Genomic DNA, 26,333 nt, shown 5'->3' on the forward strand with positions numbered 1-26,333 from the left:
TCCGTCTTCATTTCTGACTCGCGTCTACCTATATAGACAGCCCGTGGCTAGACTGCCCGGGTACTCGTTCGATCGCTGACGCTGCCGTCAGTCGCAGTCCGCCGGAGGCCAGGGTGCCCGACACACCGAACAACGAGCCGCACCGCATCCGCGACATCCGGATCACGCCCGTCGCCTTCCGCGATCCACCCCTGCTCAACACCGTCGGCGTCCACGAGCCGTTCGCGCTGCGGGCCATCGTGGAGGTCACCACGGACTCCGGCGTGTACGGGCTCGGCGAGACCTACGGCGACGCCGCCCACCTCGACCGGCTGCGGGCGTCCGCCGCCCGGCTGACCGGCGTCGACGTGTGGCACGTCCAGGAGATCGCGCGCCGGATCCGGGAGGCGCTGGCCGCCGACGCCAGCAACGGCGGCCACGGGATGAGCGGCATGGTGACCGGTACCAGGACCGCCGACCGGGTGCTCTCGCCCTTCGAGGTGGCCTGCCTCGACATCCAGGGCAAGGTGCTCGGCCGCCCGGTCAGCGACCTGCTCGGCGGCGCCGTCCGGGAGCGCGTCGCCTACAGCGCCTACCTCTTCTACAAGTGGGCCGGACACCCCGACGCCGAGCCCGACACCTGGGGCGCCGCGCTCGACCCCGACCAACTGGTGGCGCAGGCCCGGCGGATGATCGACGAGTACGGGTTCACCGCGATCAAGCTCAAGGGCGGCGTGTTCCCGCCGGAGGAGGAGATCGCGGCGATCCGCGCGCTGCGCGCCGCCTTCCCCGACCACCCGCTGCGGATCGACCCCAACGGCGCCTGGAGCGTGGCGACCTCGATCCGGGTCGGCCAGGAGCTGGCCGGGGTGATCGAGTACCTGGAGGACCCCACCACCGACATCGAGGGGATGGCCGCGGTCGCCCGCGAGGTGCCGATGCCGCTCGCCACCAACATGTGCGTGGTCGCCTTCGACCAGCTGAAGCCGGCCGTCCGGCAGGACGCGGTCCAGGTGATCCTCTCCGACCACCACTTCTGGGGCGGCCTCGGCCGGTCCAGGTCGCTCGCCGCGATCTGCGACACCTTCGGGCTCGGCCTCTCCATGCACTCCAATTCGCATCTGGGCATCAGCCTCGCCGCGATGACCCACCTCGCCGCGGCCACCCCCAACCTCACCTACGCCTGCGACACCCACTGGCCCTGGAAGGACCCCGAGGACGACGTCGTCGTGCCGGGCACGCTGACCTTCGAGAACGGCTCCCTCGCCGTGCCGACAGGCCCGGGGCTCGGCGTCGAACTCGACCGGGACGCGCTGGCCAGGATGCACGAGCGGTACCTGTCCTGCGGGATCAGGGAACGCGACGACACCGGCTACTACCGCCGCCGGCACCCCGGGTTCGACCCCACCCCGCCGCGCTGGTGAGGCGGGTGGAGGCGCCATGAGGATCGTGCTCACCGACCCCATCCTCGACCGGTTCCGCGCCGAGCTGACCCGCGGCGGCACCGACGGCCACGACTGGGCGTTCCTCGCCGGCCGGCCCGACGCGGCCGTCGCCGCCGAGCTCTCCAGGGCCGAGGTGCTGGTCGCCTCCCGGGTGACCGCGCCCATGGCCGAGGCCGCCACCCGGCTCCGGCTGCTGCACGTCACCGGCGCCGGCGTGGACCGGATCGCCCTGGACTCGCTCGCCCCCGAGGTCGCCGTCTGCACCACCGCGCACCACGGCCCCTCGATGGCCGAGCACGTCGTGCTGGTCACCCTGATGCTCTCCCGCCGGGTGCTCCGCGCCGACCGGCTGATGCGCGAGGGCCGTTGGGAGTCGGTCGCCGTGGACCACGGGGTCGCGCTCGGCAGCACGCTGGCCGGCCGCACGGTCGGCGTCGTCGGGCTCGGCGAGATCGGCGGGCAGGTGGTGCGCGCGCTGACGGCGCTCGGCATGCGGGCCCGCGCCGTCCGGCGGAACCCGGAAGCGCCGCTCCCGGCCGGCCTGCGCCCCGACCGACTGGACCTGGTGGACGGCGAGGACGGGCTCGACGCGCTGCTCGCCGAGTCCGACGTGGTGGTGCTGACCGTGCCGCTCGCGCCGGCGACCAGGGGGCTGATCGACGCCGCCGCGCTGGCCCTGATGCGTCCCGACGCGCTGCTGGTCAACGTGGCGCGCGGACCCGTCGTCGACGAGGACGCGCTCTACGAGGCGCTGGCGGGCGGCGCGATCGGCGGCGCGGCGCTCGACGTGTGGTGGTCGCACCCCAAGGACGGCACCGGGAGCCGCGGGTACACCCGCCCGTTCCACACCCTGGAGAACGTGGTGCTGACGCCGCACCACTCCGGCCACACGAGAGAGACCTTCGGCGGCCGGGCCCGGGAGATCGCCGACAACATCGCCCGGCTGGCCGCGGGGCAGCCGCTCACCGGCGCACTGCGCCGCGGGACCTGAGCGGCGCCCCGAACGCCGAAGCCGGCCCCGGTCGTCCGAGACGACCGGGGCCGGCTTCGGCGTTCTGGCACGTCAGCCGCCGGCCTCCAACGGGAAGTGGCACAGGCCCTCGTGCGGCTCCCCCGCCCCGTCCCCCGCGCGGGAGCGCGTCCGTACCGGCGGCGCCTCTTCGGCGCACCGGTCCTCCGCCTTCCAGCAGCGGGTGCGGAACCGGCACCCCGACGGGATGTCGAACGGCGAGGGGATCTCCCCGCGCAGCGCGATCTCGCGGTCGGCGCCCGCCTCGTCCGAGACGTCGAGCGTCGGCGCCGCCGACAGCAGCGCGGCCGTGTAGGGGTGCAGCGGCCGGTCGAAGACGTCCTCGGTGCGGCCGTGTTCGATGACCTTGCCGAGGTACATCACGGTCACCCGGTCGGCGACGTGGCGGACCACCGACAGGTCGTGGGAGATGAAGACGTAGGAGACGCCGAGCCGCTGCTGGAGATCGGACAGCAGGTTGAGCACCTGGGCCTGCACCGAGAGGTCGAGCGCGGAGACCGGCTCGTCGCAGACGATCAGGTCGGGTTCCAGCGCCAGGGCGCGGGCGATGCCGAGTCGCTGCCGCTGGCCGCCGGAGAACTCGTTGGGGTGCCGGTGGGCGTCGCTCTCCCGCAGCCCGACCAGGTCGAGCAGCTCGCGGACCCGTCGCTGCCTGGCCTGCGCCGTGGGCTGCACGTCGCGGTGGGTGCGCCACGGTTCGCCGATGATGTCGGCGGCGCTCATCCGGGCGTTGAGCGAGGCGAACGGGTCCTGGAAGACCATCTGGATGCGGCGGCGCCAGGCCAGTAGTTCCCTGCCGCGCAGCGTGAACGGGTCGACGCCGTCGAAGCGCACCGTGCCGGCGTCCGGCCGTTCGAGCCGCAGCAGCACCCGGGCCAGGGTGGACTTGCCGCAGCCCGACTCCCCCACAAGACCGAGGGTCTCGCCGTGGCCGAGCCGCAGGTCCACGCCGTCCAGCGCGGTCAGCCGGCCGCGGCCGGCCCTGAAGGTCTTGCGCACCCCGGTCACCTCGAGCAGCGGCGCGCCGGGCGGTGCCGCGTCCTGGGTCCGTTCGAGGGTGGTCTCAGGCATGGGCGAGCTCCTCGGAGAAGTGGCAGGCGGCCGAGCGGCCGGCGCCGACGGGCGCGAGCGCCGGGCGTTCCGTCACGCAGCGCTCCCTGGCCAGCGGGCAGCGGGCCTGGAAGACGCAGCCGGCCGGGATGGCGCTGAGCTCGGGCGGGCTGCCTGGCACGGCCGGCAACCGCTCGCCGCGCCTGGCGTGTTCCGGCACCGAGTCGAGCAGGCCCCTGGTGTAGGGGTGGCGGGGCGCGGCGAAGACCTCGCGCACCGGGCCGGTCTCCACGACGTTGCCCGCGTACATCACGGCGACGTCGTCGGCGCGCTGGGCGACCACGGCGAGGTCGTGGGTGATCAGCACGACGGCCAGCCGGTGCTCGGTCTGCAGGTCGCGGAGCAGCCGCATGATCTGGGCCTGGACGGTGACGTCGAGCGCGGTGGTCGGTTCGTCGGCGAGCAGCACGTCCGGCTCCAGGGCGACGGCCATGGCGATCAGCAGGCGCTGCCGCATGCCGCCGGAGAACTGGTGCGGGTAGGAGCGGGCGCGCTGGCGCGGCTCGGGGATTCCGACGCTGGCCATCAGCTCGATGGCCTTCTCCCTGGCGGCCCGCCGGGAGAGCCCGCGGTGGATGCGGAACGGCTCGGCGAGCTGACGGCCCACCGGCTGCACGGGGTTGAGGGCGGTGAGCGCGTCCTGGAACACGATGGAAAGCACCGGTCCCGCGAGCTTGCGTCGCTTACCGGGGCTGAGCCGCAGCACGTCGGTGCCGGCGACCGTCACGGAGCCGCCGGTCACCTCGGCCACCGGGTCGAGCAGGCCGACGATCGCCTGCGCGGTCATCGACTTGCCGCAGCCCGACTCGCCGAGGAGCGCCAGGGTGCGGCCGCGGCGCACGGTGAAGCCGACGTGGTCGACGGCGCGTACGGTGCCGGCGGCGGTGTGCAGGTCGACGCAGAGCCCACGCACCTCGAGCGCGGGGTCGTCGGCCGGTCGTTCCTCGGCACGGGTCTGGGTGTCGGTCGACGCGGGCATCAGGCGGTCACCTCCGGAGTGACGGGACGGGTGCCGCGCCGCTTGCGGGGCAGCGTCAGGCGCCAGCGCTGGGCGGGGTCGGTGGCCAGCCGCACCCAGGCGGCGAGCACGGTGGCCGACACGGTGACGAGCATGATGGCGACGCCCGGCAGCACGGCGATCCACCAGGCGGACCCCAGGTACTGGCGGCCCTGGGCGACCATCAGGCCCCAGCTCACCTCGGGCGGTTGGATGCCGATGCCGAGGAAGCTGAGCGAGGACTCGGTGAGCATGACGAAGCAGAAGTCGAGGGTGGCGACGGTCAGCAGGGTGGGCAGGGCGATCGGCAGGATGTGCCGGTAGATGATCGGCCAGCTCGCGGTGCCGAAGGTGCGGGCCGCGTCGACGAAGAGGCGGCTGCGCAGCTCGGTCGACTCGGCGCGGGCGGTCCGCAGGTAGACGGGGATCCGGGTGACGGCCAGGATCGCCACCAGGTTGCCGACGCTCGGCGCGAACACGTAGAGCACGACGACCGCGATCAGCAGCGAGGGGAAGCTGAGGATGGCGTCGGCGAGCCGCATCGCCAGGTTCTCCCTGATGCCGCCGTGGTAGCCGGCCCACATGCCGAGGGCGGAGCCGATCACCAGCGAGCACAGCACGGCGGGGACGGCGACCGAGAGGGTGGTGCCGGCGCCCTCGACCAGCCGGGCGAGGACGCTGCGGCCGAGGACGTCGGTGCCGAGCAGGCCGAAGAAGCCGTGGTCGAGGGAGGGCGGGCGCAGCGAGGCGTCGAGGTCCTGCCGGACGGCCCGGTCGCCGATGAGCAGCGGGCCGAGCAGGGCGACGAGGAGGACGGCGCCCAGCACGGTGGCCGCGACGGCGGCGGCCCAGTCGCGGCCGAGCAGCCGCCACCAGCGCGGCGGGCGGGCGCCGGGTGGCGCGGCGGCGCCCTCGGGTGGTGCGGAGCCGGTCGCGGGTTCTGCGGTGGTGGTCATCGTGGCTCCTTCGTTCACGCCTGGACCGGCTGGCGGACGCGTGCGTCGATCAGCGCGTGGGCGACGTCGACGACGATGTTCAGGGCGAAGATCGTCACGGCCGTCAGCAGGACGGCGGCCTGGAGGACGGCGAAGTCCCGCTGGAGGATGGAGTCGATCATCAGCTTGCCGATGCCGGGCCAGCCGAAGATCGTCTCGACCACGACGGCGCCGTTGACCAGGCCGATGGTGAGGTCGCCCGCGACGGTCAGCACGGGGGTGGTGGCGTTGCGCAGGGCGTGTCCGAAGACGACGCGCCGCTCGCTGGCGCCCTTGCTGCGGGCCACCTTGACGTAGGGGGCGGAGAGCGCGGCGACCATGCTGCCGCGCACCACCTGCACCAGCACGCCGAAGGGGCGGATCAGCAGGGTGGCGATGGGCAGCACCCAGACCTCGGGGCCGCCGATGACGCCTGAGGTCGGCAGCCACTCCAGGCTGACGCCGAAGATCAGGACGCCCACGATGGCGAACCAGAAGTCGGGGATGCTGGCGGCGGTCATGGCCAGCAGGCTGGAGAAGCGGTCGACCGCCGAGTTGGGCCGGTAGGCGGCGACGCTGCCCACCAGGATCGCGGCGAGGACGGCGATCACCATGGTGACGGCGGCGAGTTGCAGGGTGGCGGGGAAGGCGGTGAGCACCATCTCGCCGGCCGACTGCCCGGTGCGCAGCGACTCGCCGAAGTCGAGCCTGACGACCTGGCCCAGGTAGTCCCAGAGCTGGGCGGGGATGGACTGGTCGAAGCCGTGGGCGGCCGAGAACTCGGCGCGCTGTTCCTCGGTGGCGCTGAGCGGCAGGTAGAGGTCGACGGGGTCGCCGGCCAGCCGGGCGAGGCAGAACACGCCGAGCACCACGAAGAGCAGGGGGATCGCGCTGGAGACGATCCGGTTGCGCAGGAAGACCGTCATCGTCAGTCCTCGTCTCTCGGTCGCGGGTCGCCGGCGGGGCTGACCTCGGCGAGCCGCAGCTCGTCGCCGGTGGCGGGGTCCGGCTCGTAGCTGACCGAGGGGGCCAGGCCGAGCAGGCCGCGCATGTGGGCGAGGTAGGCGTACTGGGCGACGTTCTCGTCCTGGTAGGTGAGGACGTCGGCGAAGGCGTCCTGGCGGGCAGGACCCGCGACGGCGTCGGCCTCGGCGATCCGCTGGTCGAGGTCCGGGGTGCCGAAGGTGGACTGCGGTCCCTCGGCGAGCAGGTACTGGCTGGCGGTGAAGGCGGCGTCGCCTGCCTGGTTGCCGTGCATGATGAGCAGCGCGACGGGCCCGGCGTCCTCGGGGAACGGCCGGAGCTGGTACTGGAGATGGGCCGCGGTGTCGGTCATCCGGATCCTTACGTTCAACCCGATCTCGGCCAGCTGGTACTGGAGTGCCTCGGCGGTCTCGGCGACCCGCGGGAACTGGCTGTTGCGGGCGATGAGGGTGATCCGCCGGTCGACGGGGACGCCGTCGGCGGCGGCCTCCTCGACGAGGTCGCGGGCGGCCGCCGGGTCGTAGGGGGTGGGGTCGAGCTCGTCGTTGAAGCCGACGACGCCGCGTGGCACGAGCTGGGCCGCCGGGTCGGCCTCACCGTCGAAGAGGGTGTCGACGATGCCGTCGCGGTCGATGGCGAGGGAGATCGCCCGGCGCACCCGGATGTCGTCGAGGGGGGCCTCGGTGCCGTCGAGGCGCAGCGCGGTGGTCTCGTTGTTGGGGTAGGGCACCGAGTTCTCCTCGGTGGCGTCCTCGGGGTCGAGGGCGGCGGCGATGTCGGCCTCGCCGCGGTCGATCATGGCGGCGCGGACGCTGGACTCGGCGCGCCAGACGTAGCGTGCGGTGGCGTAGGCGGGGGCCTCGCCCCAGTAGTCCTCGTTGCGGCTGAGGGTGATGGAGACGCCGGTCCGCCACTCGGCGACGGCGTAGGGTCCTGTACCGACGGGCTCGCGGACCTTGGCCTCGGTGCTGGTGGTCCTGGGGACGATCTCCACGAAGCTGAGTCGCAGCGGCAGGATCGGGTCGGGCTCGCCGGTGGTGACGGTCAGCCGGGTGGGGCCGGTGGCCTCGGCCGTCAGCTCCATGTCGCCGAAGACGTAGCCGTCGACGTTGCAGGCCAGGTCGGAGTTGACCGCGCGGTCGATGGTGAAGGCGGCGTCCTCCGCGGTGAACGGCTCACCGTTCTGGAAGGTGACGCCCTCGCGGATGTCGAAGGTCCAGGTGGTGGGGTCCGCCTCGGACTGCTGCCAGCCGGTGGCCAGCAGCGGGAGCAGTTCGCCCGAGGTCGGGTCGCGTTCGATCAGCGGCTCGGTGATGTTGGAACGGACGACGACGCCGGTCGAGGTCAGTGACGCCTCGCACGGTTCGAGCGTCGGCGGTTCCTGGCCGAGCACGACGCGCAGGGTGCCGCCCGCCCCGCTGCCCGCGTCGCCTCCGCCGCCGCTGTTCGCCACGGCGCACGCGCTGGTCAGCAGCAACGCGGTCGAGACGAGAGCGGCGAGCGACGCGCGGGCCCTGCCCGGGGAGGGGGAGGGAGGTACGGCAGACTTCGTCGTCATCGTCTCTCCGGAGAGCTGGGGTGTTGCCGCCGGGGACGCGCGACCCTCGGGGCCCGATCTTCGGAAAAGATCTCCGGGAAAGAAAGGGCCCGGCCGTCTATACATGCGTCCCGCGTCTGCATTTGTAGACGGAGACGCTAGGGCTGCACCCCCAGGCCGTCAAGGGTTCGGTCATGGCCGGATCCGATCAGTCGCAACAGCGCGTCGAGCGCGGGGTTCGCGTGGTCGGTCCGCCACACACAGTGGGTCTCCACGATGTCCGGGCTGAGCCCGTCGATCTCGGTGAAGGCCAGGTTGGGCAGCCGCAGCCGGGCCGCGGTCCTGGGCACGAGACCCACGCCGAGGCCGGCGTTCACCAGCGCCAGCAGGCTGTGCACCTGCCCGACCCGCTGAACGTAGCGCGGCTCGATCCTGGCCTGCCGGAACACGCTGATCACCAGCTCGTGCAGGTAGCGGCCGACCACCGGGTGATAGGTGACGACGCCGTGCCGGCCGATGTCGGCGAGCGACGGCGGCCGGCCGAGGGCGGCCAACGGGTGGTTGCGCGGGCAGGCGAGCAGCAGGCTCTCGGTGTGCACCCGCCGCACGCTCAGCACGTCGGAGGCGGGTACCCCGCGGACCAGGCCGATGTCCACGCCGCCGGCCAGCACCGCGTCGACCTGGTCCCTGGTGACCAGCTCGGTGAGGGTCAGCTCCACCATGGGCAGTTCGGCGGTGATGGTCCGCAGCCAGGAGCCGAGCACGGCGAGCGCGGCCACCGCGGTGAAGCTGACGGACAGGGCGCCGGCCTCGCCGCGGGCCGCGTTGCGGGCCGTCGCGGGGGCGGCGTCGGCGAGCTTGAGGATCCGCCGCGCCTCGGCCAGGAACGCCTGCCCCGCGGCGGTCAGCAGCACGGCGCGCGGCGTGCGGACCAGCAGCTCCACCTCCAGGGCGCGCTCCAGCTTCTGCACCTGGCGGCTCAGCGGCGGCTGGGTGATCCGCAGCCGGTCGGCTGCCCGGCCGAAGTGGCCCTCCTCGGCCACCGCGACGAAGCCGCGCAGCTGCTCGAGCGTGAACTGGGTGGGCATGGCGACCTCGCAGCAGCCGGGGGTGGTATGCCTCGAAGGTATCGGTGAATGCCTTCTTGGTGTTAGACAGGTATCACCCCTGGCCATACGCTCCGGGCAGCTTCCTCGACACCGGAACGACACCGGAGCGGAGACCATGACCTCGTTCAGTCCAGAGAGCCTGCGGACCACCCTCGGCGCGGGCCTGCTGTGTTTCCCCGTCACCCACGCCCGGCCGGATCTGACCTTCGACGAGGAGGGCTACCGCGCGCACGTGGCCTGGCAGTCCTCGTACCCGGTCTCCGGCGTGTTCGCGGCGGGCGGCACCGGCGAGTTCGTCTCGCTCACCCCGGACGAGGTCGGCCGGGTCGTCCGCGCCGCCGTCGCCTCCGTGCCGGCCGAGAAGCCGGTGATCGCGCCGGTCGGCTACGGCACGGCGCAGGCCGTCGCCATGGCCAGGGACGCCGAGGCCGCCGGCGCGGCCGGCGTCTTCCTGCTGCCGCCCTACCTCACCGAGGTGTCCCAGGAGGGCCTGGTCGCCCACGTCAGGGCGGTGTGTGAGGCGACCGAGCTCGGGGTGATCGTCTACCACCGGGCCAATGCCGCGTTCGGCTTCGACGCCGTGCGGGAACTGACCGACAGCTGCCCGAACCTGATCGGTTTCAAGGACGGCATCGGCGACGTCAACCTGATGACCCGCATCCACGCGCGCCTCGACGGCCGGCTGCTCTCCGTCGGCGGCCTGCCCACCGCCGAGACGTACGCCCTGCCGTACCTGGAGATGGGCGTCACCACCTACTCCTCGGCGATCTTCAACTTCCTCCCCGAGTTCGCGCTCGACTTCTACGCGGCGGTGCGGGCGCGGGACGCCGCGACCGTCTACCGCAAGCTCAACGAGTTCGTCCTCCCCTACCTCACCATCCGCGACCGCGGCGTCGGCTACGCGGTGTCCATCGTCAAGGCCGGGCTGGCCGTCGTCGGCCGCGACCCGGGCCCGGTCCGCCCGCCGCTGACCGACCTCACCCCGGCCGAGCGCGACGAACTGCGCGCCCTGGTGGAGCGGGTGACCGCCTGACCGCTGCGCGGAGCGAAGACCGCCCACCCCGACGTGGCTCCCGTTCCCCCGAGCTCCGCGCCGGTCCGCAGGCAGCCGACCCACCAGCCGGCCGCCCAACCCTCACCGGCATCTCGACCAGGGGCCTGTCGAGGCCCACCCGAAGGAGCATCCCACCATGACCACGCCCGCCGCGCAGGCGCCACGCACGGTCCTCCAGGTCTGCCCCCTGCTCCCCTCGCTGGACGCCGCGCTGGACGCCGACCACCAGGCGGTGCGGCTGAGCGACCAGCCGGACCCGGACGCCTATCTCGCCGTGCACGGCCACGAGGTGGTCGCGGCCGTGACCACCGCCCGGATCGGGGTGCCGGACGCGCTGATGGACGCGCTCCCCGGGCTCGGCGCCATCGTGCACTTCGGCGTCGGCTACGAGACCACCGACGTGGCCAGGGCCCGCGCCCGCGGCATCGACGTCAGCAACACCCCCAACGTGCTGACCGACTGCGTGGCCGACCTCGCCGTCGGCGCGCTGATCGACGTCATGCGCCGGCTCGCCGCCGCCGACCGCTATGTGCGGAGCGGCGCGTGGGTGGCCGGCGGCTACCCGCTCGCCACCCGGGTCAGCGGCAAGCGGATCGGCATCCTCGGCCTGGGCCGGATCGGCGGCGCCATCGCCCGCCGGCTGGCCGGCTTCGACGCCGAGTTGGGCTACCACTCGCGCCACCGGGTCGACGGCGTGCCCTACCGCTACGCCGACTCGCCGCGCGAGCTGGCCGAGTGGGCCGACGCCGTGGTGGTGGCCACCGCCGGCGGCCCCGGCACCCGGGGGCTCGTCTCGGCCGAGGTGCTGACGGCCCTGGGCCCCGACGGCTATCTGGTCAACGTGTCCCGCGGCTCCGTGGTGGACGAACCGGCGCTCGTCACCGCCCTGCTGGAAGGCCGGATCGCGGGCGCCGCCCTCGACGTCTTCGCCGACGAACCCAGGGTGCCGGCCGCGCTCCTCGACCTGGACAACGTGCTGCTCCTCCCCCACATCGCCAGCGCCACCCACGAGACCCGGGAGGCAATGGGCGACCTCGCCCGCCGCAACCTGGAGCACTATCTGGCCAAGGGCACCCTGCTCACGCCCGTGCCGGCGACGCCGTGAGCGCGACGAGCGCATAGCGCTCGTCAGCCACCGGGCCACCCCAGAGCGCCGGATCCCCGCTCAGCGGCTCGACGGACACCCGCGCCACCGAAGGCCGCAGCACGGCGGAGAGCTCAGCCGCCGATATCCCGCCGGCCCAGGGCAACGACTCGGCCCCCGCCACATAGGGCGCGCCGGCCTGCCCGGCCTCCCGCCACCGCCCCTCGACCAGCACCAGCCGCCCACCGGGACGCAACCGCCCGAGCCAGGCCCGCAGCGCCGCCCTCGGATCCGGCAGCGTCCACACCAGATGCCGCGCCACCAGCACGTCGAACCGGGCGGCACCGGTGGGCGGCGCGGCCGCGTCCCCCACCAGGAAGCGGCCGCCCCGGTCGGCGGCCTGGAACTTCTCCCGCGCCTGCCGGATCATGCCGGGCGCCAGGTCGACGCCCGTGACCCGGTGCCCGGCCTCGGCCATCAGCAGCGTGAGCGAGCCCGTGCCGCAGCCCACGTCCAACACGTCGGCGGGCCCGGGCGGCAGCCAGGAGCGCAGCCGGCGCCGCCACGCGGTCCTGGTCTCGACGGCGCGCAGGCCGTGGTCCGGCTCCTCGTCGAACCGGTCGGCCGCCGCGTCCCAGTAGGCGGCGATGGCGGCGGTGGTACTCGGGCGATCGGTCATGCCGCCATGGTGGCAAACGGCACTGACAACGCGGCCCCGGGCGAGAACGGCGGGCCCCGCCCGGAAGCGGTGATCAGCCGGTGACGGCCATCTCCGCCGTCGTGAACGGGCTGACCGCCGGGTTGATGTCCGTCTCCCCGCCGCGCCCGTCGCAGCCCCGGTCGGGGTTGAACATCAGGTAGGTGCCGGAGGAGCAGGCGATCCACAGCTCGGCGTCGCCCCCCACCACCACGTTGCCCGACAGGTTGGCGCCGCCCTGGATGATGGCGTTGTCCCTGACCACCACGTTGTCGCGGAGCGTGGCGCCGGAGTTCACCCAGGCCAGGCCCTCGATGCGGACGTTGCCGCTGACCGTCGAGCTGCCGAACACCGCCGCGCGCGGGCCGACGTAGACGCTGGCCGCGACGTTGGCCCGGTTGTCCACCCAGCCACCGCCGTTGGCGTGCCAGTGCCCGCCGCCGGTCGCGGCCGGCTTCTGGTAGCCGGGCTCGTAACCGGAGGGGACGGCGCCCTGGAGCGTGATCTCGTACGGGTAGCGGTAGTTCCTCGGGTAGCCGTCCAGGAAGGCGTAGTGGTGCACGGTGCTCGGGGTGCCGGTGACCACCAGGTAGACGTCCCGCTCGCCCGACTGGGTCTGGAAGGTGACCTGCGCGTCCGCGCTGTTGTGGATCGGCCCGTAGCGCGGCACGCCGTCGCGCACCGCCACGAAGCCGTAGGACCAGCCGGAGCCGGCCGCCGCGTTGACGTGGCCCCGGAAGCGCAGCGTGATCAGGCCGCCGTCGCTGCTCGGCACGAGACGGATCTTGTTGTAGCCGTAGTCGGAGGGCGCGAGCCGGTTCGAGACGGCGTACTGGCCGGCGGACTGGTTGATCGGCTCCACCGGCACGCCGTTGTACGCGTTGATGAAGCCCGCGCCGTAGACGCCGTTGATGAACGGCATGATGTTCGCGCGGTTCGAGTAGTCGTAGGTGACCTGGCGCTGCGCGTACTCCGCGACCCGGGTGTTGAGCTGGGCCTGGCTCAGGTTGTTGATCCGCCGGTAGGTCTCCAGCGGGTGCTCGTTGCTCCGCGCCTGGTTCCAGATGTCGTTGAACGCCTGGATGCCGCCGTACCGGTCGACCAGGTACTGCATCAGCATCCAGTTGCCGTAGTGGTGGCGGCTGGACGACCAGGCCAGGTTCTCGGTGCGCAGGAAACGGGTGAGGTCGCCGGCGCCGCCGTTCGGATAGACCCGCATGGCCATGAACTCGGCGCTGGTCTCCCAGAAGGTGCCGGCCGACGGGTCGGTGAAGCCGACGCCCGAGCCCCGGCCGAGGAAGGTGTAGTTCTGGAAGACGTGGCCCAGCTCGTGCGCCAGGCCCCAGGAGCCGGGCTGGGCGGCGGCCGGCGCGATGTTGATGACGCCCACCCGGCCGTCCACCGAGCCGCCCGTGGCCCAGGCGTCCAGCGCGGTGCGGTTCCAGGTGCGGGTGACGATCACCACGATCTTGTGCTCGGCGAGCAGCCCGGTCTCCGGCGTGAACCGCATGGTGTTCACGTAGAAGGAGTACAGGCTCTCCAACTGGTTGAGGATGTCGTTCGGGTCGAACCGGAACTCGCCGGGGGCGTTGAGCGGGTTGGTGCCCGACTTCTCTCCCCACAGCAGGATGAAGTTGGCCGACTCCCTGGTCCGGTCCTGGCTCCAGGGCACCTCACCCGTGGACTGCCAACGCGCGGGAAGGTAGAGGGACTTGGCCGCCGCCGAGGCGGTCCCGGCCGGCTGGAGCGCGGCCGCCCCGCCGACCCCGGCCACGACGAACGCCTGGGCGGCCACCGTCACAAATCTACGACGTGTCCATGACATATCGGATGGCACAGTACTGCTCCTTCGCTCGGAGAGAACGCGGCTCGCAAGGAACATGCGCGTGCGACAAGGGAGATGTTCTCATGGAAGCGCTCCCATGGACCCTCGTCGAGGAACGGTCAGGGCAAAGGTTTTCCGCGCCCCGGGTGGCGGTGCGGCCGCACCGCCACCCCTCGAGGTCCCGCCCACCGGGAGCGGGGCGCCGTGTATGGTAAGGCTTACCTAAGCTAGCCTTCGTCCCCGACCGACCACGCCGCACACACCCACCCAAGGAACAGCATGTCGCCCCGCCTTGTTCACGCGCGCCGCCACGCGCTCGCCCTCACCGCCGCCGCCACCGCCGCGGCCCTCGCGCTCTCCGGCTGTTCCTCGGACGATGGGGAGGAGAGCTCGGGCGGCTCGGGTGACTCCGGCGACTCCGCGCAGAGCGAGGGCGCGTTCCCGGTGACCATCGAGTCCGCGCTCGGCGCGGCCACCATAGAGGAGCAGCCCGAGCGGGTCGTCACCCTCGGGCAGGGCTCGGCCGAGACCGCGATCGCGCTCGGCCACACCCCGGTCGGCATCGAGAGCTACGAGTGGGGCAGCGACGACACCGGCTATCTGCCGTGGATCCACGAGGCGGTGACCGAGGCCGGTGACGAGCTGCCCACGCAGTTCGCCGGCGCCGAGGACATCGACTTCGAGGCGATCATCGAGCTGGAGCCCGACGTGATCCTGGCCCCCTGGTCCGGCATCACCCAGGACGACTTCGACGTGCTGTCCGACATCGCGCCCACCGTGGCCTATCCCGACCTGGCCTGGTCCACCAACTGGGACGAGCAGATCGAGATCATCGCCACCGCGCTCGGCCAGCCCGACGAGGCGGCCGGCCTGATCTCCGGCATCGACGACCAGCTGGCGGAGGCCGCCGCGACCCGCCCGGAGTACGCGGACGTCAGCTTCTCCTACGTCTACACCTCGGGCCCCGGCACCCTCGGCGTGTTCCTGCCCGAGGAGCAGCGGGTCGCGATGGTCTCGGGCCTCGGCCTGACGGTCGACCCGGTGGTCGACACCTTCGAGGAGACCGAGGGCACCGACTCGGCGCTGATCGGCCTGGAGAACGCGGACCAACTCGCCGACAGCGACCTGGTCTTCACCTTCTACACCGACGCGGAGACCCGTCAGGAGATCGAGGCGCAGCCGCTGTACGCCGCCATCCCGGCCGTGGAGCGCGGCTCCGTCGTGGCGAGCGACGACAACTCCTTCGTCACCGCGTCGTCGATCATCAACCCGCTGACCGTGCCGTGGGTGATCGACCGCTATCTGCCGCTGATCGACGAGGCCGTCGCCACGATCGACCAGTGACGACGACGGGGTAGCACGTCCTCGTGACCACCACCACCCTCGCGAAGCCCCGCCCGAGCGGTGCCGACGCCTCCCGCGTCGGCACCGCTCGGCGGGTGTACGCGCTGCTCATCGGAATCGCCGTGCTGGCGCTCGCCGTGCTGGCCAGCGTGATGTTCGGCAGCAGGTCGACGTCGTTCGGCGACGTCCTCGACGTCTGGTCGGGCGACGCCGACCCCTATCTCACGACGGTCGTCGAGAGCCGTTACCCGCGGACGGCGCTCGGCGTGCTGGCGGGTGTCTGCCTGGCCGTCGGCGGCACGCTGATGCAGGGCATCACCCGCAATCCGCTGGCCGATCCCGGGCTGCTCGGCATCAACGCGGGCGCCGCGGCGGCCGTGGTGTCGGCGACGGCCTTCCTCGGCGTGTCGGGGCAGGCGGCCACCGTGTGGTGGGCGTTGCCAGGCGCGCTGGTCGCCGGCCTGCTGGTCTATGTGATCGGGGCCGCGGGCGCCGACTCCGGCGTGGTGCGCCTGGTGTTGGCGGGCGCCGTGGTGTCGGCGGTGCTGACGGCGTTGGTGCAGGCGATCGCCCTGAGCCATCCCGACGCGTTCGACAGCTACCGGTACTGGGTCGTGGGGGCGCTCGGCGGCCGCGACTTCGACGTGTTCCGCTCGGTGCTGCCGTTCGCGCTGATCGGTTTCGTGCTGGCGCTGCTGCTCGGCTCGGGGCTCAACGCGCTGGCGCTCGGCGACGAGTCGGCGTCCTCGCTGGGCGCCAACCCGACGGTGCTGCGCTCGGCCGGGCTGGTCGCGGCGACGCTGCTGAGCGCCGCGGCGACGGCGGCCGTGGGCCCGATCGCCTTCGTGGGCCTGGCGGTTCCGCATGTGGTGCGGGCGCTGGTCGGCGTCGACTTCCGGATGCAGATCGCCTACGCGGCCATCGTGGGTCCCGCGTTGCTGCTGCTGGCCGACGTGGTGGGCCGGGTGGTGGTGCGTCCGCAGGAGCTGATGGTGGGCGTGGTGACGGCGTTCGTGGGCGCGCCTGTGCTGCTGTTCGCGGTGCGTCGGATGAGGGGGAGCGCGTGACGGCGACGGCTGGGCGGGCGCGTCCCGGCGTGCTGCGGATCGGGCGGGTGGTGGCGCTGCCGGTGCACCGCGGCTATCTGCTGGCGGCGCTCGCGGTGGTGGTGCTGCTGCTCGGGGCGAGCGTGGCGACGTTGACGCTGGGGCGGCTCGGGATCCCGCTCGGCGAGTTGCCGGGGGCGCTGGCGGGCGGGGCGGAGGGCAGCGACGCGTTCGTGCTCGAGCGGCTCCGTGGCCCGCGGCTCGTGGTGGCGATCGGCACGGGGGCGGCGCTCGGTCTTTCGGGGGCGCTGTTCCAGTCGGTCACCCGCAATCCGCTGGGCAGCCCGGACGTGATCGGTCTCGGCGCGGGCGCCGGGGCCGGGGCGGCGGTCTTCGCGCTGCTGCTGCCCGGCACGCTGCCGGTGTGGCTCGGCGCGCTGGCCGGCGCGGCGCTGGCGATGGCGTTGGTGTACTTCGCCACCGGCACCGGCTTCCGCAACCCGGGGCGGCTGATCGTGGCCGGCCTCGGGGTCGCGGCGATGGCGTTCGCGTTCACCGAGTACGTGGTCTACGTGATGGAGCGGGACCGGGCCTCGGTGCTGATGGCGTACGTGAACGGCAGTCTGTCGGCGAGGGACTGGGACCACGCGGCGACGATCTGGCTGGTGCTCGCGGTGGTGGCGCCGCTGGCGGCGCTGCTCGGCCGGCGTCTCGACGCGAGCGAGATGGGCGACGAGTTGGCCGCCGGGCTCGGCGCCGACCCGACGCGGACCAGGGTGTTCGCGGTCACGCTCTCGGTGGTGCTGTCGGCCGGCGCGGTGAGCGTGGCCGGGCCGATCGCGTTCGTGGCGCTGACGGCGCCGCAGATCGCCCGCCGGCTGACGGGCGGCACGGGGGCGCACCAGGCGCTGGCGGCCCTGGTGGGCGCGCTGCTGCTGGTGCTCGCCGACCTGGCGGCGCAGCAGGCGCCGTGGTCGGACGGCCTGCCGGTGGGCATCTACACGATGGCGATCGGCGGGGTCTACCTCGGCTATCTGCTGGTTCGGGAATGGAGAAGGGGAAGGCTTTGACCATCCAGGCGGACGAGCGGGGGCTGAGCGCGCGGGAGGTGACGATCTCGTACGGCGGTGATCCGATCGTGCGGGAGCTGAGCATCGACATCCCGGACGGCGGGCTCACCATGATCATCGGCCCCAACGGCTGCGGGAAGTCGACGCTGGTGAAGGCGTTCGCGCGGGTGTTGAAGCCGGTCGGCGGGCGGATCCTGCTGCACGGCAGGGATCTGGGCGGCTATCGGCCGAAGGAGGCGGCGCGGCAGGTCGCGCTGTTGCCGCAGAGTCCGGTGGCGCCGGACGGGATCACGGTGCGGGGTCTGGTGCGGCGCGGCCGCTATCCGCACCACACGCTGTTGCGCCAGTGGTCGCCGGCGGACGACGCGGCGATCGCGTTCGCGTTGGAGCGCACCGGTCTCACGGAGTTGGCGGACGCGCAGGCGAGCGAGCTGTCCGGCGGGCAGCGGCAGCGGGCGTGGATCGCGATGGTGCTGGCGCAGGAGACGGACCTGCTGCTGCTCGACGAGCCCACCACCTTCCTCGATATCGCGCACCAGTACGAACTGCTGGAGCTGTGTGGGGAGTTGCACCGGGAGGGGCGGACCATCGTCGCGGTGCTGCACGACCTCAACCAGGCGGCGCGGTTCGCCTCGCACCTGGTGGTGATGAACGAGGGCCGGGTGGCCGCCCAGGGTCCGCCGGACGAGGTGCTGACGGCCGAGTTGGTGGCCGAGGTGTTCGGGCTGCCGTGCGACATCGTGCCGGACCCGCGGACGGGCACGCCGATGGTGGTGCCGCACGCCAGGCACCCGGCGGGCGAGCACGCGCCGGCCGGCCGGGCCCAGGTCGCGGACAGGGCCTAGGTCCTGTCCTGTCGATCTTGTCGGATCAGCCCGCGGCGTCAGACGCGGTGCTTCCCCAGACTTCGTCCGGGAGGTGCCCCCATTCGCTTCGCGCAAGGCGGAGTATCGCAGCTCATACTTGGCCGTATTCGCACGATGCGACAACGCAGCGAGGCGCCGTGTTTGGGGGCACTCCCCCAAGCACTCCGTGCAGGGGGCACCCCCACCCAGGCCGCCAGGCCTGGGGGAGTCGCGGGCCCGGCAAGATCGGCAGGACAGGGCCTAGTAGACGTCGCGGACGTAGCGGCGGTCGGCGGCGAGCCGGCGTACGTAGGCGGCGGCCTCGTCCCGTGCGAGGCCGCCGTGCGTCTGGGCGATCTCGCGCAGCGCCCCGTCCACGTCGCGGGCCATCCGGCTGGCGTCGCCGCAGACGTAGAAGTGGGCGCCGTCCCGCAGCCAGGACCAGAGCCTGGAGCCCTGCTCGCGCATCCGGTCCTGGACGTAGACCTTGGCGCGCTGGTCGCGGGAGAACGCGGTGTCGAGCCGGGTGAGCAGGCCCTGGTCGCGGAAGGCGGTCAGCTCGTCGCGGTAGTAGAAGTCGGTGGCCCCGTGCTGTTCGCCGAAGAACAGCCAGTTGGGGGCGCGGTGGCCGCGGGCGCGGCGTTCGTCGAGGAAGCCGATGAAGGGCGCGACGCCGGTGCCTGGGCCGACCATCACCATCGGGGTGGCGGGGTCGGCCGGCGGCCTGAAGTGCGGGGCGCGCTGCACGAACACGGACATCTCGGTGTCGGGCGCGGCGTCGGCGAGGAAGGTCGAGCAGACGCCCTTGCGTCCCCGGCCGCGGGCGTTCTCGTAGCGGACGACGGAGACGGTCAGCGAGACGGTGCGCGGGTCGCCGAGCGGTGAGGACGAGATGGAGTAGAGGCGGGGCCGTAGCCGGCCGAGCACCTCGGCCCACTCCTCGGGGGTGGCGCGCACCGGGTGTTCGGTGACGACGTCGACGGCCTGTCGGCACCAGGAGTACTGGGCGAGTTCGCCGGCGTTGCCGGGGCGCAGCAGCTTGCGCAGACCGCGGTCGCCGGTGCGTTCCGCGACGAAGCGGAGCAGGGTGGGGGTGATCCTGGTGAGGTCGAGGTGGCGGTGGAGCGCCTCGGCGAACGGGACGTCCCCGGCGCCGTCGAGGGTGAGCGGGGTGGTGGGGTCGACGCCGGTGACGGCGAGCCATTCGGCCACCAACTCGGGGCAGTTGGTGGGGTGGATGCCGAGCGCGTCGCCGGCCTCGTACTCGAGCGGGGTGGGGCTGTCGCCGGCGTCCAGGGTGAAGCGGCGCACCTCCTTGCCGGCGCCCGGCAGGCTCAGCAGCCGGTTGCCGGTGAGACGGGCGGTGACGGTGGTGCGTCGGCGCCTGGTGGGGGCCACGGGGGCGGTGGGGAGTGGCGCGGCGCCGCCGGAGAGGGTGGCGAGCACCTGGTCGAGCCACGCCTGGGCGGCGGGTTCGTAGTCGGGTTCGCAGTCGGTGCGGGGGGCGAGGCGGGTGGCGCCGAGTTCGGCGAGCCGGTGGTCGAGGCGGCGGCCGTGGCCGCAGAAGTCGTCGTAGGCGGAGTCGCCGAGGGCGAGGACGGCGTAGCGGCGTCCTTCGAGGCGGGGGGCGCGGCCGTCGGCGAGGGTGGTCCAGAAGTGGGCGCCGTTGTCGGGCGCGTCGCCGTCGCCGAAGGTGCTGGTGACCAGCAGTAGGTCGGCGGCGGCCGGCAGGGTGGCCGGGTCGGATTCGGCCATGCCGGCGAGCCGCACCGGGTGTCCGGCGGCGAGCAGCCGGCCGGCGGCGGCGTTGGCGAACTCCTCGGCGTTGCCGGTCTGGGAGGCCCACAGCACCATGACCTCGCGGCCGTGCGCGGTGGCCCGTGCCGGGGTGGGGAGCGGTTCGACGCGCACCGGTTCCGGCGTCGGCCGGCGCCCGGCGACCCTGGTCAACGCGACGGCGCAGACCTTGAGTTCGGGCTGTCGGGAGAGCGGGTCGACGGCGTCGCTCGTCAGGGCGTTCACGGTGATCCGCTCGCCGAACAGGTCGCTCCAGTGGAACGGCGCGAAGCAGCAGCCGGGCCGCAGGCGGTCGGTGACCACGGCGGGGAGCACGGCCCGGCCGCGTCGGGAGGCGATCTCGACGGAGTCGCCCTCGGCGACGCCGAGTTCCCGGGCGTCGTCCGGGTGGATCTCGACGAAGGGGCCCGGGTTGAGCCGGTTGAGGCGGTCCACCCGGCCGGTCTTGGTGAGGGTGTGCCACTGGTGCTGCACGCGGCCGGTGTTGAGGATGAACGGGTGGTCGTCGTCGGGGAGTTCGGCCGGCGGCACGTGCGGGCGCGGGTAGAAGGCGGCGCGGCCGCTGGCGGTCGGGAAGAGCGGGCCGCCGCCGTCGCCCGGCAGGTAGCGGATGGGGTTGCGGTCGGGGCCCGCCGGGTCGGCGGCCGGCCACTGCACGGGGGTGGCGCGCAGCCGTTGGTAGCTCACGCCGCGCAGGTCGTAGCCGGTGGTGGGGTTGTGGGCGCCCTTGAGCTCCTCGAAGATCTCCTCGGCGCTCTCGTAGGGGAAGGCGTCGGCGTAGCCCATCTCGCGGGCGACCAGGGTGATGAGCCGCCAGTCGGGCAGCGCCTGTCCTGGCGGGTCGACGGCGCGCGGGGTGAGGGTGAGGTTCCGCTCGCTGTTGATCATGACGCCCTCGCCCTCGACCCACATCGCGGCGGGCAGCACCACGTCGGCGTGGGCGTTGGTCTCGGTGGCGGCGTACACGTCCTGGGTGACGACGAACTCGGCCGCGCGCAGGCCCGCGATCACCGTGTCGCGGTTGGCCATCGAGGCGACGGGGTTGGTGCAGATGATCCAGCACCCCCTGATCTCGCCGGCCGCCATCCGCCGGAACATCTCGACGGTGCCCTGGGCGGGCCCCTCGGCGCGGATGGTGCCGGGCGGCAGGCCCCAGAGGCGCTCGGTGAACTCCCGGTCCTCGGGGACCAGCACCGAGCGCTGTCCTGGCAGCCCCGGGCCCATGTAGCCCATCTCGCGGCCGCCCATGGCGTTGGGCTGGCCGGTGAGCGAGAACGGGCCGCTGCCCGGGCGGCAGATGGCGCCGGTGGCCAGGTGCAGGTTGATCAGGGCCTGGGTGTTCCAGGTGCCGTGGGTGGACTGGTTGAGGCCCATGGTCCAGCAGCTGACCCACTCCCCCGCCGCGCCGATCAGCTCGGCGGCGCGGCGGATGTCGGCCTCGGGGAGGCCTGTGGTCTCGGCGACGGCGGCCGGCGGGTAGTCGGCGAGGAACTCGGGCATCGCCTCCCAGCCCTCGGTGTGCGCGGCGATGAAGGCGGGGTCGGTGTGGCCGCCGGCCACCAGCAGGTGGAGCAGGCCGTTGAGCAGCGCCAGGTCGGTGCCCGGCCGGATCGGCAGGTACAGGTCGGCCTTGTCGGCGGTGGCGGTGCGCCGGGGGTCGACGACGATCAGCTTCGCGCCGGCCCGCACCCGCTCCATCAGGCGCAGGAAGAGGATGGGGTGGCAGTCGGCCATGTTGGAGCCGATGACCAGGAAGACGTCGGCCCGGTCGAGGTCCTGGTAGGAGCCCGGCGGGCCGTCGGCGCCGAGGGAGAGCTTGTATCCGGTGCCGGCGCTCGCCATGCAGAGCCGGGAGTTGGACTCGATCTGGTTGGTGCGGAGGAAGCCCTTGGCCAGCTTGTTGGCGAGGTACTGGGCCTCCAGGCTCAGCTGCCCCGAGACGTAGAGGGCGACGGCGTCGGGGCCGTGCTCGTCGACGATGGCGCGCAGCCGGTGGGCGGTCTCCCGGACGGCCGCCGGCACGTCGACGGGTTCCGGCTCGGCGTCCCGGGCGGGGCGCCGGAGCGCGGTGGTGAGGCGGCCGGGGGCGGCCAGCATGTCGGCGGTGGTGGCGCCCTTGGTGCAGAGCCGCCCGAAGTTGGCCGGGTGGTCGCGGTCGCCGGTGACCCGGGTGACCGTGCGCCGCCCGTCGGGTCCTGTTCCGATGTCGAGCACGACTCCGCAGCCCACCCCGCAGTAGGAGCAGACGGTGCGCACGCCCCCCGGTTCCACTGCGGCCACCCCAGGCCCCTTCCACGTTCGGCTCTTGCGAGTCGACCGTACGAACGGCCCATTACGCGGGCGTCACGCGGCGCGAACGAGCCGCGTTACGCCCCCTGCACACCGGCCGCCCCTCGGGTGTGAGCGTGCGCGCCTGGTCGTCGGTCAGCGCAGCTTCCGGAAGAGGGCGCGGACGTCGTCGACCAGGGCGTCCGGGGCCTCCATGGCGAGGAAGTGGCCGCCCTCGGCCAGCTCGGTCCAGGCGACGACGTGGTGGTCGCGCTCGGCCCAGGGGCGGACGGTGACGTCGTGGGCGGAGAGCAGCACGCCGGTGGGGACGGTGTCGCGCTCCGGGGCCCAGGCGTCGGGGTCACCCTCCTCGTCCGCGCCCCAGTCAGCGTCCTCGCTCCAGTCAGCGGCGCCCCAGTCGGCGGCGGAGATCTCCTCGTATTGAAGCGCTCTCCCTCGTACGCCGAGCGGTGCCTGCGGGCCCTGCCGCCGGCCGATCTCCCGGGCGACGGCTGACGGTTGGGGCGGGACCCGCCGTGCGGGTCCCGCCCCAGGCCCTGCCCTAGCGGCGTGGCTCGCGGCCCGGCAGGACCGAGCGGATGTCGTCGACGATCCGTTTGACGAGGGGTTCCGGGTCGTCGAGGAAGTAGAAGTGGCCACCGGGGAACTGGCGTACGCCGAGGAAGTCGGTGGTGTGGCGCCCCCAGTGCGCGGCGTCCCGCTCGCCGGCCACCGGGTCCTGGTCGCCGCAGAACGCGGAGAGCGGCAGGTTCAGGACAGGCGGCGGGGTGGGGTCCGGCTCCCAGGTCTCGGCCGCTTCCAGGTCGGCGCGGACCAGCGGTTGCACCCGCTCCCAGAGCAACGGGTCGCGAAGGATCCGGTCGGGCAGCCCGCCGAGATCCGACAGCGCCCGGCGCAGCCCGTCCGGCGACAGGCCGTACAGCGGCGGGTTGGAGCGGGTGATGGAGAAGTACGGGCCCGGGTGGCCGGAGACGCCGACCCAGGCCGGCGCGGGACCGCCCTTGTGCCGCACCTCCAGGGCGGCCGCGAAGGCCACCAGGCCGCCCATGCTGTGGCCGAACAGCGCATACGGCCCCTCCTCCCGGTCCAGGAGTTCGGCGGCCAGGGCGTCGCTGATCACGGTCAGTCGCCGTTCGGCCGGGTGCCTGGCGGCCTTGGGGCGCCCCGGGGCCACCACGAGACGGACCTCCCAGTCCTCGGGGAGGTGCGCCAACCATGGCCGAAACGTGCTGTGGGAGCCGCCGGCGTGGTGCATCAGGTAAAGGGTGAGTTTCGAGTCCGATGCGGGCCGATGACAAATCATCGACAATATCGATTCCGTCATCTGTTGGACCCTGTCCAGAATTCTTCCGGTAGCGTCAACGTCATTCCCCTTCCATGGGGTCCGGAACGGATCTTGAAGCTCGGCTCGACCAACTCATGATAGCCATGAGAACCCCCCTGGATTTCAGGGATCATGATGCGCAATCCGGCGCACCTGACTACTCCTTTGGTGGCAGTGGTGGTAACCCTTAGAGTGGACTCGCCAGAAGTCCGCGGTCCGTGATTCCATGAGTCGTCATCGACCGCGCCGGGCGATTCCACCCGGAGGATTCAGAGGTGCATAATGCGACTCAACGTCCTCGGCCCAATCGAAGTGATAGGCAGTGCCGCGACGTGTCGGGTACGCGGGTTCAAGCTCGCCAAGGTGACGGGGCTTCTCGCGCTGCGCGCCAACCACTTCGTCTCGATGGAGACGATCAGCGAGGAGTTGTGGTCGGGCTCCCCGCCGCGTAATGAGGCGACGACCATCAGAACTCACGTCTACAACCTGCGCCGGGTGTTGAGTTCCTCACATACCGGCCCGTCGTCCGGTGTGACGTTGCACACAAGACCCATGGGATATCAGCTCTCGATTCCGGACGAACTGCTCGACGTGAGTCGATTCGACCGGCTCGCCAACGAGGGGCGCGCGCTTTTCGACGGCGGCCGTTACGCCGAATCCGCGGACCGGCTGCGCGCCGCCCTCGGGGTGTGGCGGGGCAACGCGCTGGAGGGGATATCGGTGGGCCCGGTGCTCTCCGGTCACCTGGCGCATCTCGGAGAGAAGCGGGCCCGAATTCTGGAGCTGCGGATCGAGGCGGACATGCGCAGCGGCCGGCACCGGGATCTGGTGCCGGAACTCTACGAACTCGTCGCGATCGATCCGCTCAACGAATGGCTTCAGGCACAGCTGATGGAGGTGCTACACCGATCGGGGCGGCGCGGTGAGGCACTTCGCAGTTTCCACGACGCCCGCCGGTGTCTTGACGAACAGCTCGGCATCGAGCCGTCGGACGATCTGCACCAGACCTATCTCCAGATCCTCTCCTCCGGCTATCAGAGGTAGGAGGATTCCGGCGAGATGAGGGCGGCTTCCCGCGCGGTGCGCACGGCCTCCATGCGGGAGGACGCCCCCAGTTTCTCGAAGACGTTGCGGAGATGTCTTTTCACGGTGCCCTCGGTGATGGAGAGTCGGGAGGCGATCTGCCGGTTGCTGAGCGCGTCGGCGACGAGGCTGAGCACCTCGAGCTCCCGGGGGGAGAGCACGATGGACTGCTCGGCGCCGCCGCCGACGGTGAACCCGCCGGGCACCGCGATGGTGACGCCCTGGCCCTCGTGGGCGCTGCGGATCGTGGTGACCAGGTACTTCCGGCTGACGTGCTTGGAGAGGTAGCTGGCCACCCCGGCGTCGATCAGCCGGCGCACCAGGTCGGCCCGGTCGTGCACGGTGAGCACGATGACCTTGGGGCGGGGCGACACCCGGTGCAGGCGCGCCACGGTGTCCAGCGGATCGTGCTGCGGCATGCCGAGGTCGAGCAGCACGATGTCGGGTCTGGTGGCACCGGTGACGGCGACGACCTCCTCACCGGTGCCCGCCACCCCGCAGACGGCGAAGTCCTCCTCCACCAGCAGGGTTTCGCAGAGCGTTTCGCGCAGCAGGGTGTGGTCGTCCGCCACGACGATGCGGATGGGATCAGGCGAGATCATGGGGTCCGTCCGTGAGGGGCACGAGGAAGGCGATCCGTGTTCCGTTCATCGGCACGCTGGTGATGTTGAAGGTTCCCCCCAGGGCCCTGATCCGCTCCTTCATCGAGATCAGGCCGCTTCCGGTGACGGATACCTCGGCGCCGTTCTGCGCCGCGAATCCGCGGCCGTCGTCCTGGACGACGGCACAGACCCGGCTCGGGGAGAGTTGAAGCATGATGAGCGCCTGTCCCGCGCCGGCGTGGGTGAATATGTTGCGCATGCACTCCCGGAGCACCAGGAACACCTCGCCGCGGATATGGGTCGGCACGTCGGCCTCGTCCCCGTCGACGAAGATGGTGACGTCGGTCAGGTCGAGGCCGTAGGCGTCGACATACGACCGGAGTTCGCGGTCGATATTGGACACCGGGGTTTGGAGACGCAGTCCGGAGGAAAGCCTTCTCACACCTTCGAAAAGGTTCCCCAGTATCGAGTGCAGGTCCTCGATGTGCCGTCTGGAGAAGCCCTCTTTCGGCTCCGTTGTCAGATCGTGGAGTTCCAGTTTCCGAAGTGCTAGGCTAATATTACTGCCGAACCAGTCGTGGAGTTCTCTGGCTGCCCGTTTCCGATCCGCGGTTCTTAATCCCTCGAGTCGCTTGATCAGTGCCTTTTCGTACCACACAGAAGATATTCGACTGCGTTCGACCACGCTTCTGTTGATCGCGGTGAGGGCCAACTGCGTTCTGCCGACCGGCAGCAGCCGGCCGGCGCCGAAGCCGGTGAGCCCGGAGAGGAAGACGTCGAACATCTCCCCCCAGGCCAGGGTCAGCTTCTCCAGCGAAATGCCGGAGAGGGCCGTGGAGACCCCCAGAAGCGAGGCCAGCGCGACCTTGTCCTCGTTGACGACGACGCGCCCGATCTTCATGCTCCGCTGGCAGTCGTCGAAGACGTAGCCGAACTGCCTGCGCCACTCCGCGCGTAGATCGCGCCGCTCGAGCAGGGCATATGCCAGCCGCTCCTCGTACTGGGCGTACAGACGGTCGATCATCTCGGATTGTCCGAGCTTTTCGACACCATTCACTCGGCCGTCACCCGCCAGGCACTCGATGGTGCGTGGCTCCCGTTCACGTTC

At 72.2% G+C, this 26,333-nt stretch carries 22 protein-coding genes; 9 read left to right on the forward strand and 13 right to left on the reverse strand.

Annotated elements, in window-relative coordinates:
- The first annotated feature begins 113 nt into the window (after positions 1–113).
- Positions 114–1,403, forward strand: coding sequence for a glucarate dehydratase family protein (locus ACYVPE_RS16615; protein ID WP_461034375.1), 1,290 nt, complete (start codon positions 114–116; stop codon positions 1,401–1,403).
- A 16-nt stretch (positions 1,404–1,419) separates the two neighbouring features.
- The gene (locus ACYVPE_RS16620; protein ID WP_461034376.1) at positions 1,420–2,415 is read left to right on the forward strand and encodes a 2-hydroxyacid dehydrogenase; all 996 of its coding nucleotides are present in this window, start codon (positions 1,420–1,422) and stop codon (positions 2,413–2,415) included.
- Between the two features lie 72 nt (positions 2,416–2,487).
- Here ACYVPE_RS16620 and ACYVPE_RS16625 read toward each other — a convergent pair whose 3' ends face one another.
- From ACYVPE_RS16625 to ACYVPE_RS16650, 6 genes are all read right to left on the reverse strand, one after another.
- On the reverse strand, positions 2,488–3,525 hold the full coding sequence (locus ACYVPE_RS16625) for an ABC transporter ATP-binding protein (RefSeq protein ID WP_461034377.1): 1,038 nt from the start codon (positions 3,523–3,525) through the stop codon (positions 2,488–2,490).
- Positions 3,518–4,543, reverse strand: a complete 1,026-nt coding sequence (locus tag ACYVPE_RS16630) for an ABC transporter ATP-binding protein (RefSeq protein WP_461034378.1) — start codon at positions 4,541–4,543, stop codon at positions 3,518–3,520. Before ACYVPE_RS16630 ends, ACYVPE_RS16625 begins: the two co-directional genes overlap by 8 nt.
- Positions 4,543–5,517, reverse strand: coding sequence for an ABC transporter permease (locus ACYVPE_RS16635; protein WP_461034379.1), 975 nt, complete (start codon positions 5,515–5,517; stop codon positions 4,543–4,545). The genes ACYVPE_RS16630 and ACYVPE_RS16635 overlap by 1 nt, the downstream gene beginning before the upstream one ends.
- Positions 5,518–5,531: 14 nt before the next feature.
- Positions 5,532–6,461 carry an ABC transporter permease gene (locus tag ACYVPE_RS16640; protein ID WP_461034380.1) on the reverse strand — a complete coding sequence of 310 codons (930 nt, stop codon included), beginning with the start codon at positions 6,459–6,461 and terminating at the stop codon, positions 5,532–5,534.
- A gap of 2 nt (positions 6,462–6,463) precedes the next feature.
- Positions 6,464–8,077, reverse strand: coding sequence for an ABC transporter substrate-binding protein (locus tag ACYVPE_RS16645; RefSeq protein ID WP_461034381.1), 1,614 nt, complete (start codon positions 8,075–8,077; stop codon positions 6,464–6,466).
- Between the two features lie 137 nt (positions 8,078–8,214).
- On the reverse strand, positions 8,215–9,144 hold the full coding sequence (locus ACYVPE_RS16650) for a LysR family transcriptional regulator (RefSeq protein WP_461034382.1): 930 nt from the start codon (positions 9,142–9,144) through the stop codon (positions 8,215–8,217).
- Positions 9,145–9,280: 136 nt separating this feature from the next.
- On the opposite strand from ACYVPE_RS16650, the gene kdgD reads away from it, so the two are divergent.
- Complete coding sequence (kdgD, locus tag ACYVPE_RS16655; protein ID WP_461034383.1) at positions 9,281–10,198, forward strand: 5-dehydro-4-deoxyglucarate dehydratase; 918 nt, start codon at positions 9,281–9,283, stop codon at positions 10,196–10,198.
- 157 nt (positions 10,199–10,355) lie between these two features.
- Positions 10,356–11,324, forward strand: a complete 969-nt coding sequence (locus ACYVPE_RS16660) for a 2-hydroxyacid dehydrogenase (protein ID WP_461034384.1) — start codon at positions 10,356–10,358, stop codon at positions 11,322–11,324.
- On the opposite strand, the gene ACYVPE_RS16665 is transcribed toward ACYVPE_RS16660, so the two are convergent.
- Positions 11,299–11,982, reverse strand: a complete 684-nt coding sequence (locus tag ACYVPE_RS16665; protein WP_461034385.1) for a class I SAM-dependent methyltransferase — start codon at positions 11,980–11,982, stop codon at positions 11,299–11,301. The genes ACYVPE_RS16660 and ACYVPE_RS16665 overlap by 26 nt on opposite strands.
- A gap of 73 nt (positions 11,983–12,055) precedes the next feature.
- On the reverse strand, positions 12,056–13,795 hold the full coding sequence (locus ACYVPE_RS16670) for a DUF6055 domain-containing protein (protein WP_461034386.1): 1,740 nt from the start codon (positions 13,793–13,795) through the stop codon (positions 12,056–12,058).
- A 309-nt stretch (positions 13,796–14,104) separates the two neighbouring features.
- Between ACYVPE_RS16670 and ACYVPE_RS16675 the strand changes: the two genes are divergently transcribed.
- Genes ACYVPE_RS16675 through ACYVPE_RS16690 form a run of 4 tightly spaced genes read left to right on the forward strand, consistent with a single transcriptional unit; the run spans position 14,105 to position 18,130 of the window.
- Entirely contained in the window at positions 14,105–15,169 is a 1,065-nt protein-coding gene (locus ACYVPE_RS16675; protein WP_461034387.1) for an iron-siderophore ABC transporter substrate-binding protein, read from the forward strand.
- 23 nt (positions 15,170–15,192) lie between these two features.
- Positions 15,193–16,236, forward strand: a complete 1,044-nt coding sequence (locus ACYVPE_RS16680) for a FecCD family ABC transporter permease (RefSeq protein ID WP_461034388.1) — start codon at positions 15,193–15,195, stop codon at positions 16,234–16,236.
- Entirely contained in the window at positions 16,233–17,285 is a 1,053-nt protein-coding gene (locus ACYVPE_RS16685) for a FecCD family ABC transporter permease (RefSeq protein ID WP_461034389.1), read from the forward strand. The genes ACYVPE_RS16680 and ACYVPE_RS16685 overlap by 4 nt, the downstream gene beginning before the upstream one ends.
- On the forward strand, positions 17,264–18,130 hold the full coding sequence (locus ACYVPE_RS16690) for an ABC transporter ATP-binding protein (RefSeq protein ID WP_461034390.1): 867 nt from the start codon (positions 17,264–17,266) through the stop codon (positions 18,128–18,130). The genes ACYVPE_RS16685 and ACYVPE_RS16690 overlap by 22 nt, the downstream gene beginning before the upstream one ends.
- Positions 18,131–18,391: 261 nt before the next feature.
- Here ACYVPE_RS16690 and ACYVPE_RS16695 read toward each other — a convergent pair whose 3' ends face one another.
- The 3 genes from ACYVPE_RS16695 to ACYVPE_RS16705 form a co-directional block, all read right to left on the reverse strand.
- Positions 18,392–22,198, reverse strand: coding sequence for a molybdopterin-dependent oxidoreductase (locus ACYVPE_RS16695; RefSeq protein ID WP_461034412.1), 3,807 nt, complete (start codon positions 22,196–22,198; stop codon positions 18,392–18,394).
- A 153-nt stretch (positions 22,199–22,351) separates the two neighbouring features.
- Complete coding sequence (locus ACYVPE_RS16700) at positions 22,352–22,513, reverse strand: hypothetical protein (protein ID WP_461034391.1); 162 nt, start codon at positions 22,511–22,513, stop codon at positions 22,352–22,354.
- A gap of 244 nt (positions 22,514–22,757) precedes the next feature.
- Positions 22,758–23,471, reverse strand: coding sequence for a thioesterase II family protein (locus tag ACYVPE_RS16705; RefSeq protein ID WP_461034392.1), 714 nt, complete (start codon positions 23,469–23,471; stop codon positions 22,758–22,760).
- Positions 23,472–23,822: 351 nt separating this feature from the next.
- Here ACYVPE_RS16705 and ACYVPE_RS16710 point away from each other — a divergent pair, with 351 nt between their 5' ends.
- A complete protein-coding gene (locus tag ACYVPE_RS16710) occupies positions 23,823–24,584 on the forward strand; it encodes an AfsR/SARP family transcriptional regulator (protein ID WP_461034393.1) in 762 nt (253 codons plus the stop codon).
- Here ACYVPE_RS16710 and ACYVPE_RS16715 read toward each other — a convergent pair.
- Together ACYVPE_RS16715 and ACYVPE_RS16720 are read right to left on the reverse strand one after the other, a co-directional pair.
- On the reverse strand, positions 24,575–25,225 hold the full coding sequence (locus ACYVPE_RS16715) for a response regulator (protein WP_461034394.1): 651 nt from the start codon (positions 25,223–25,225) through the stop codon (positions 24,575–24,577). The genes ACYVPE_RS16710 and ACYVPE_RS16715 overlap by 10 nt on opposite strands.
- A complete protein-coding gene (locus ACYVPE_RS16720) occupies positions 25,212–26,249 on the reverse strand; it encodes a sensor histidine kinase (RefSeq protein ID WP_461034395.1) in 1,038 nt (345 codons plus the stop codon). The genes ACYVPE_RS16715 and ACYVPE_RS16720 overlap by 14 nt, the downstream gene beginning before the upstream one ends.
- Positions 26,250–26,333 lie beyond the last annotated feature (84 nt).

This window comes from Streptomyces mayteni, assembly GCF_054783955.1.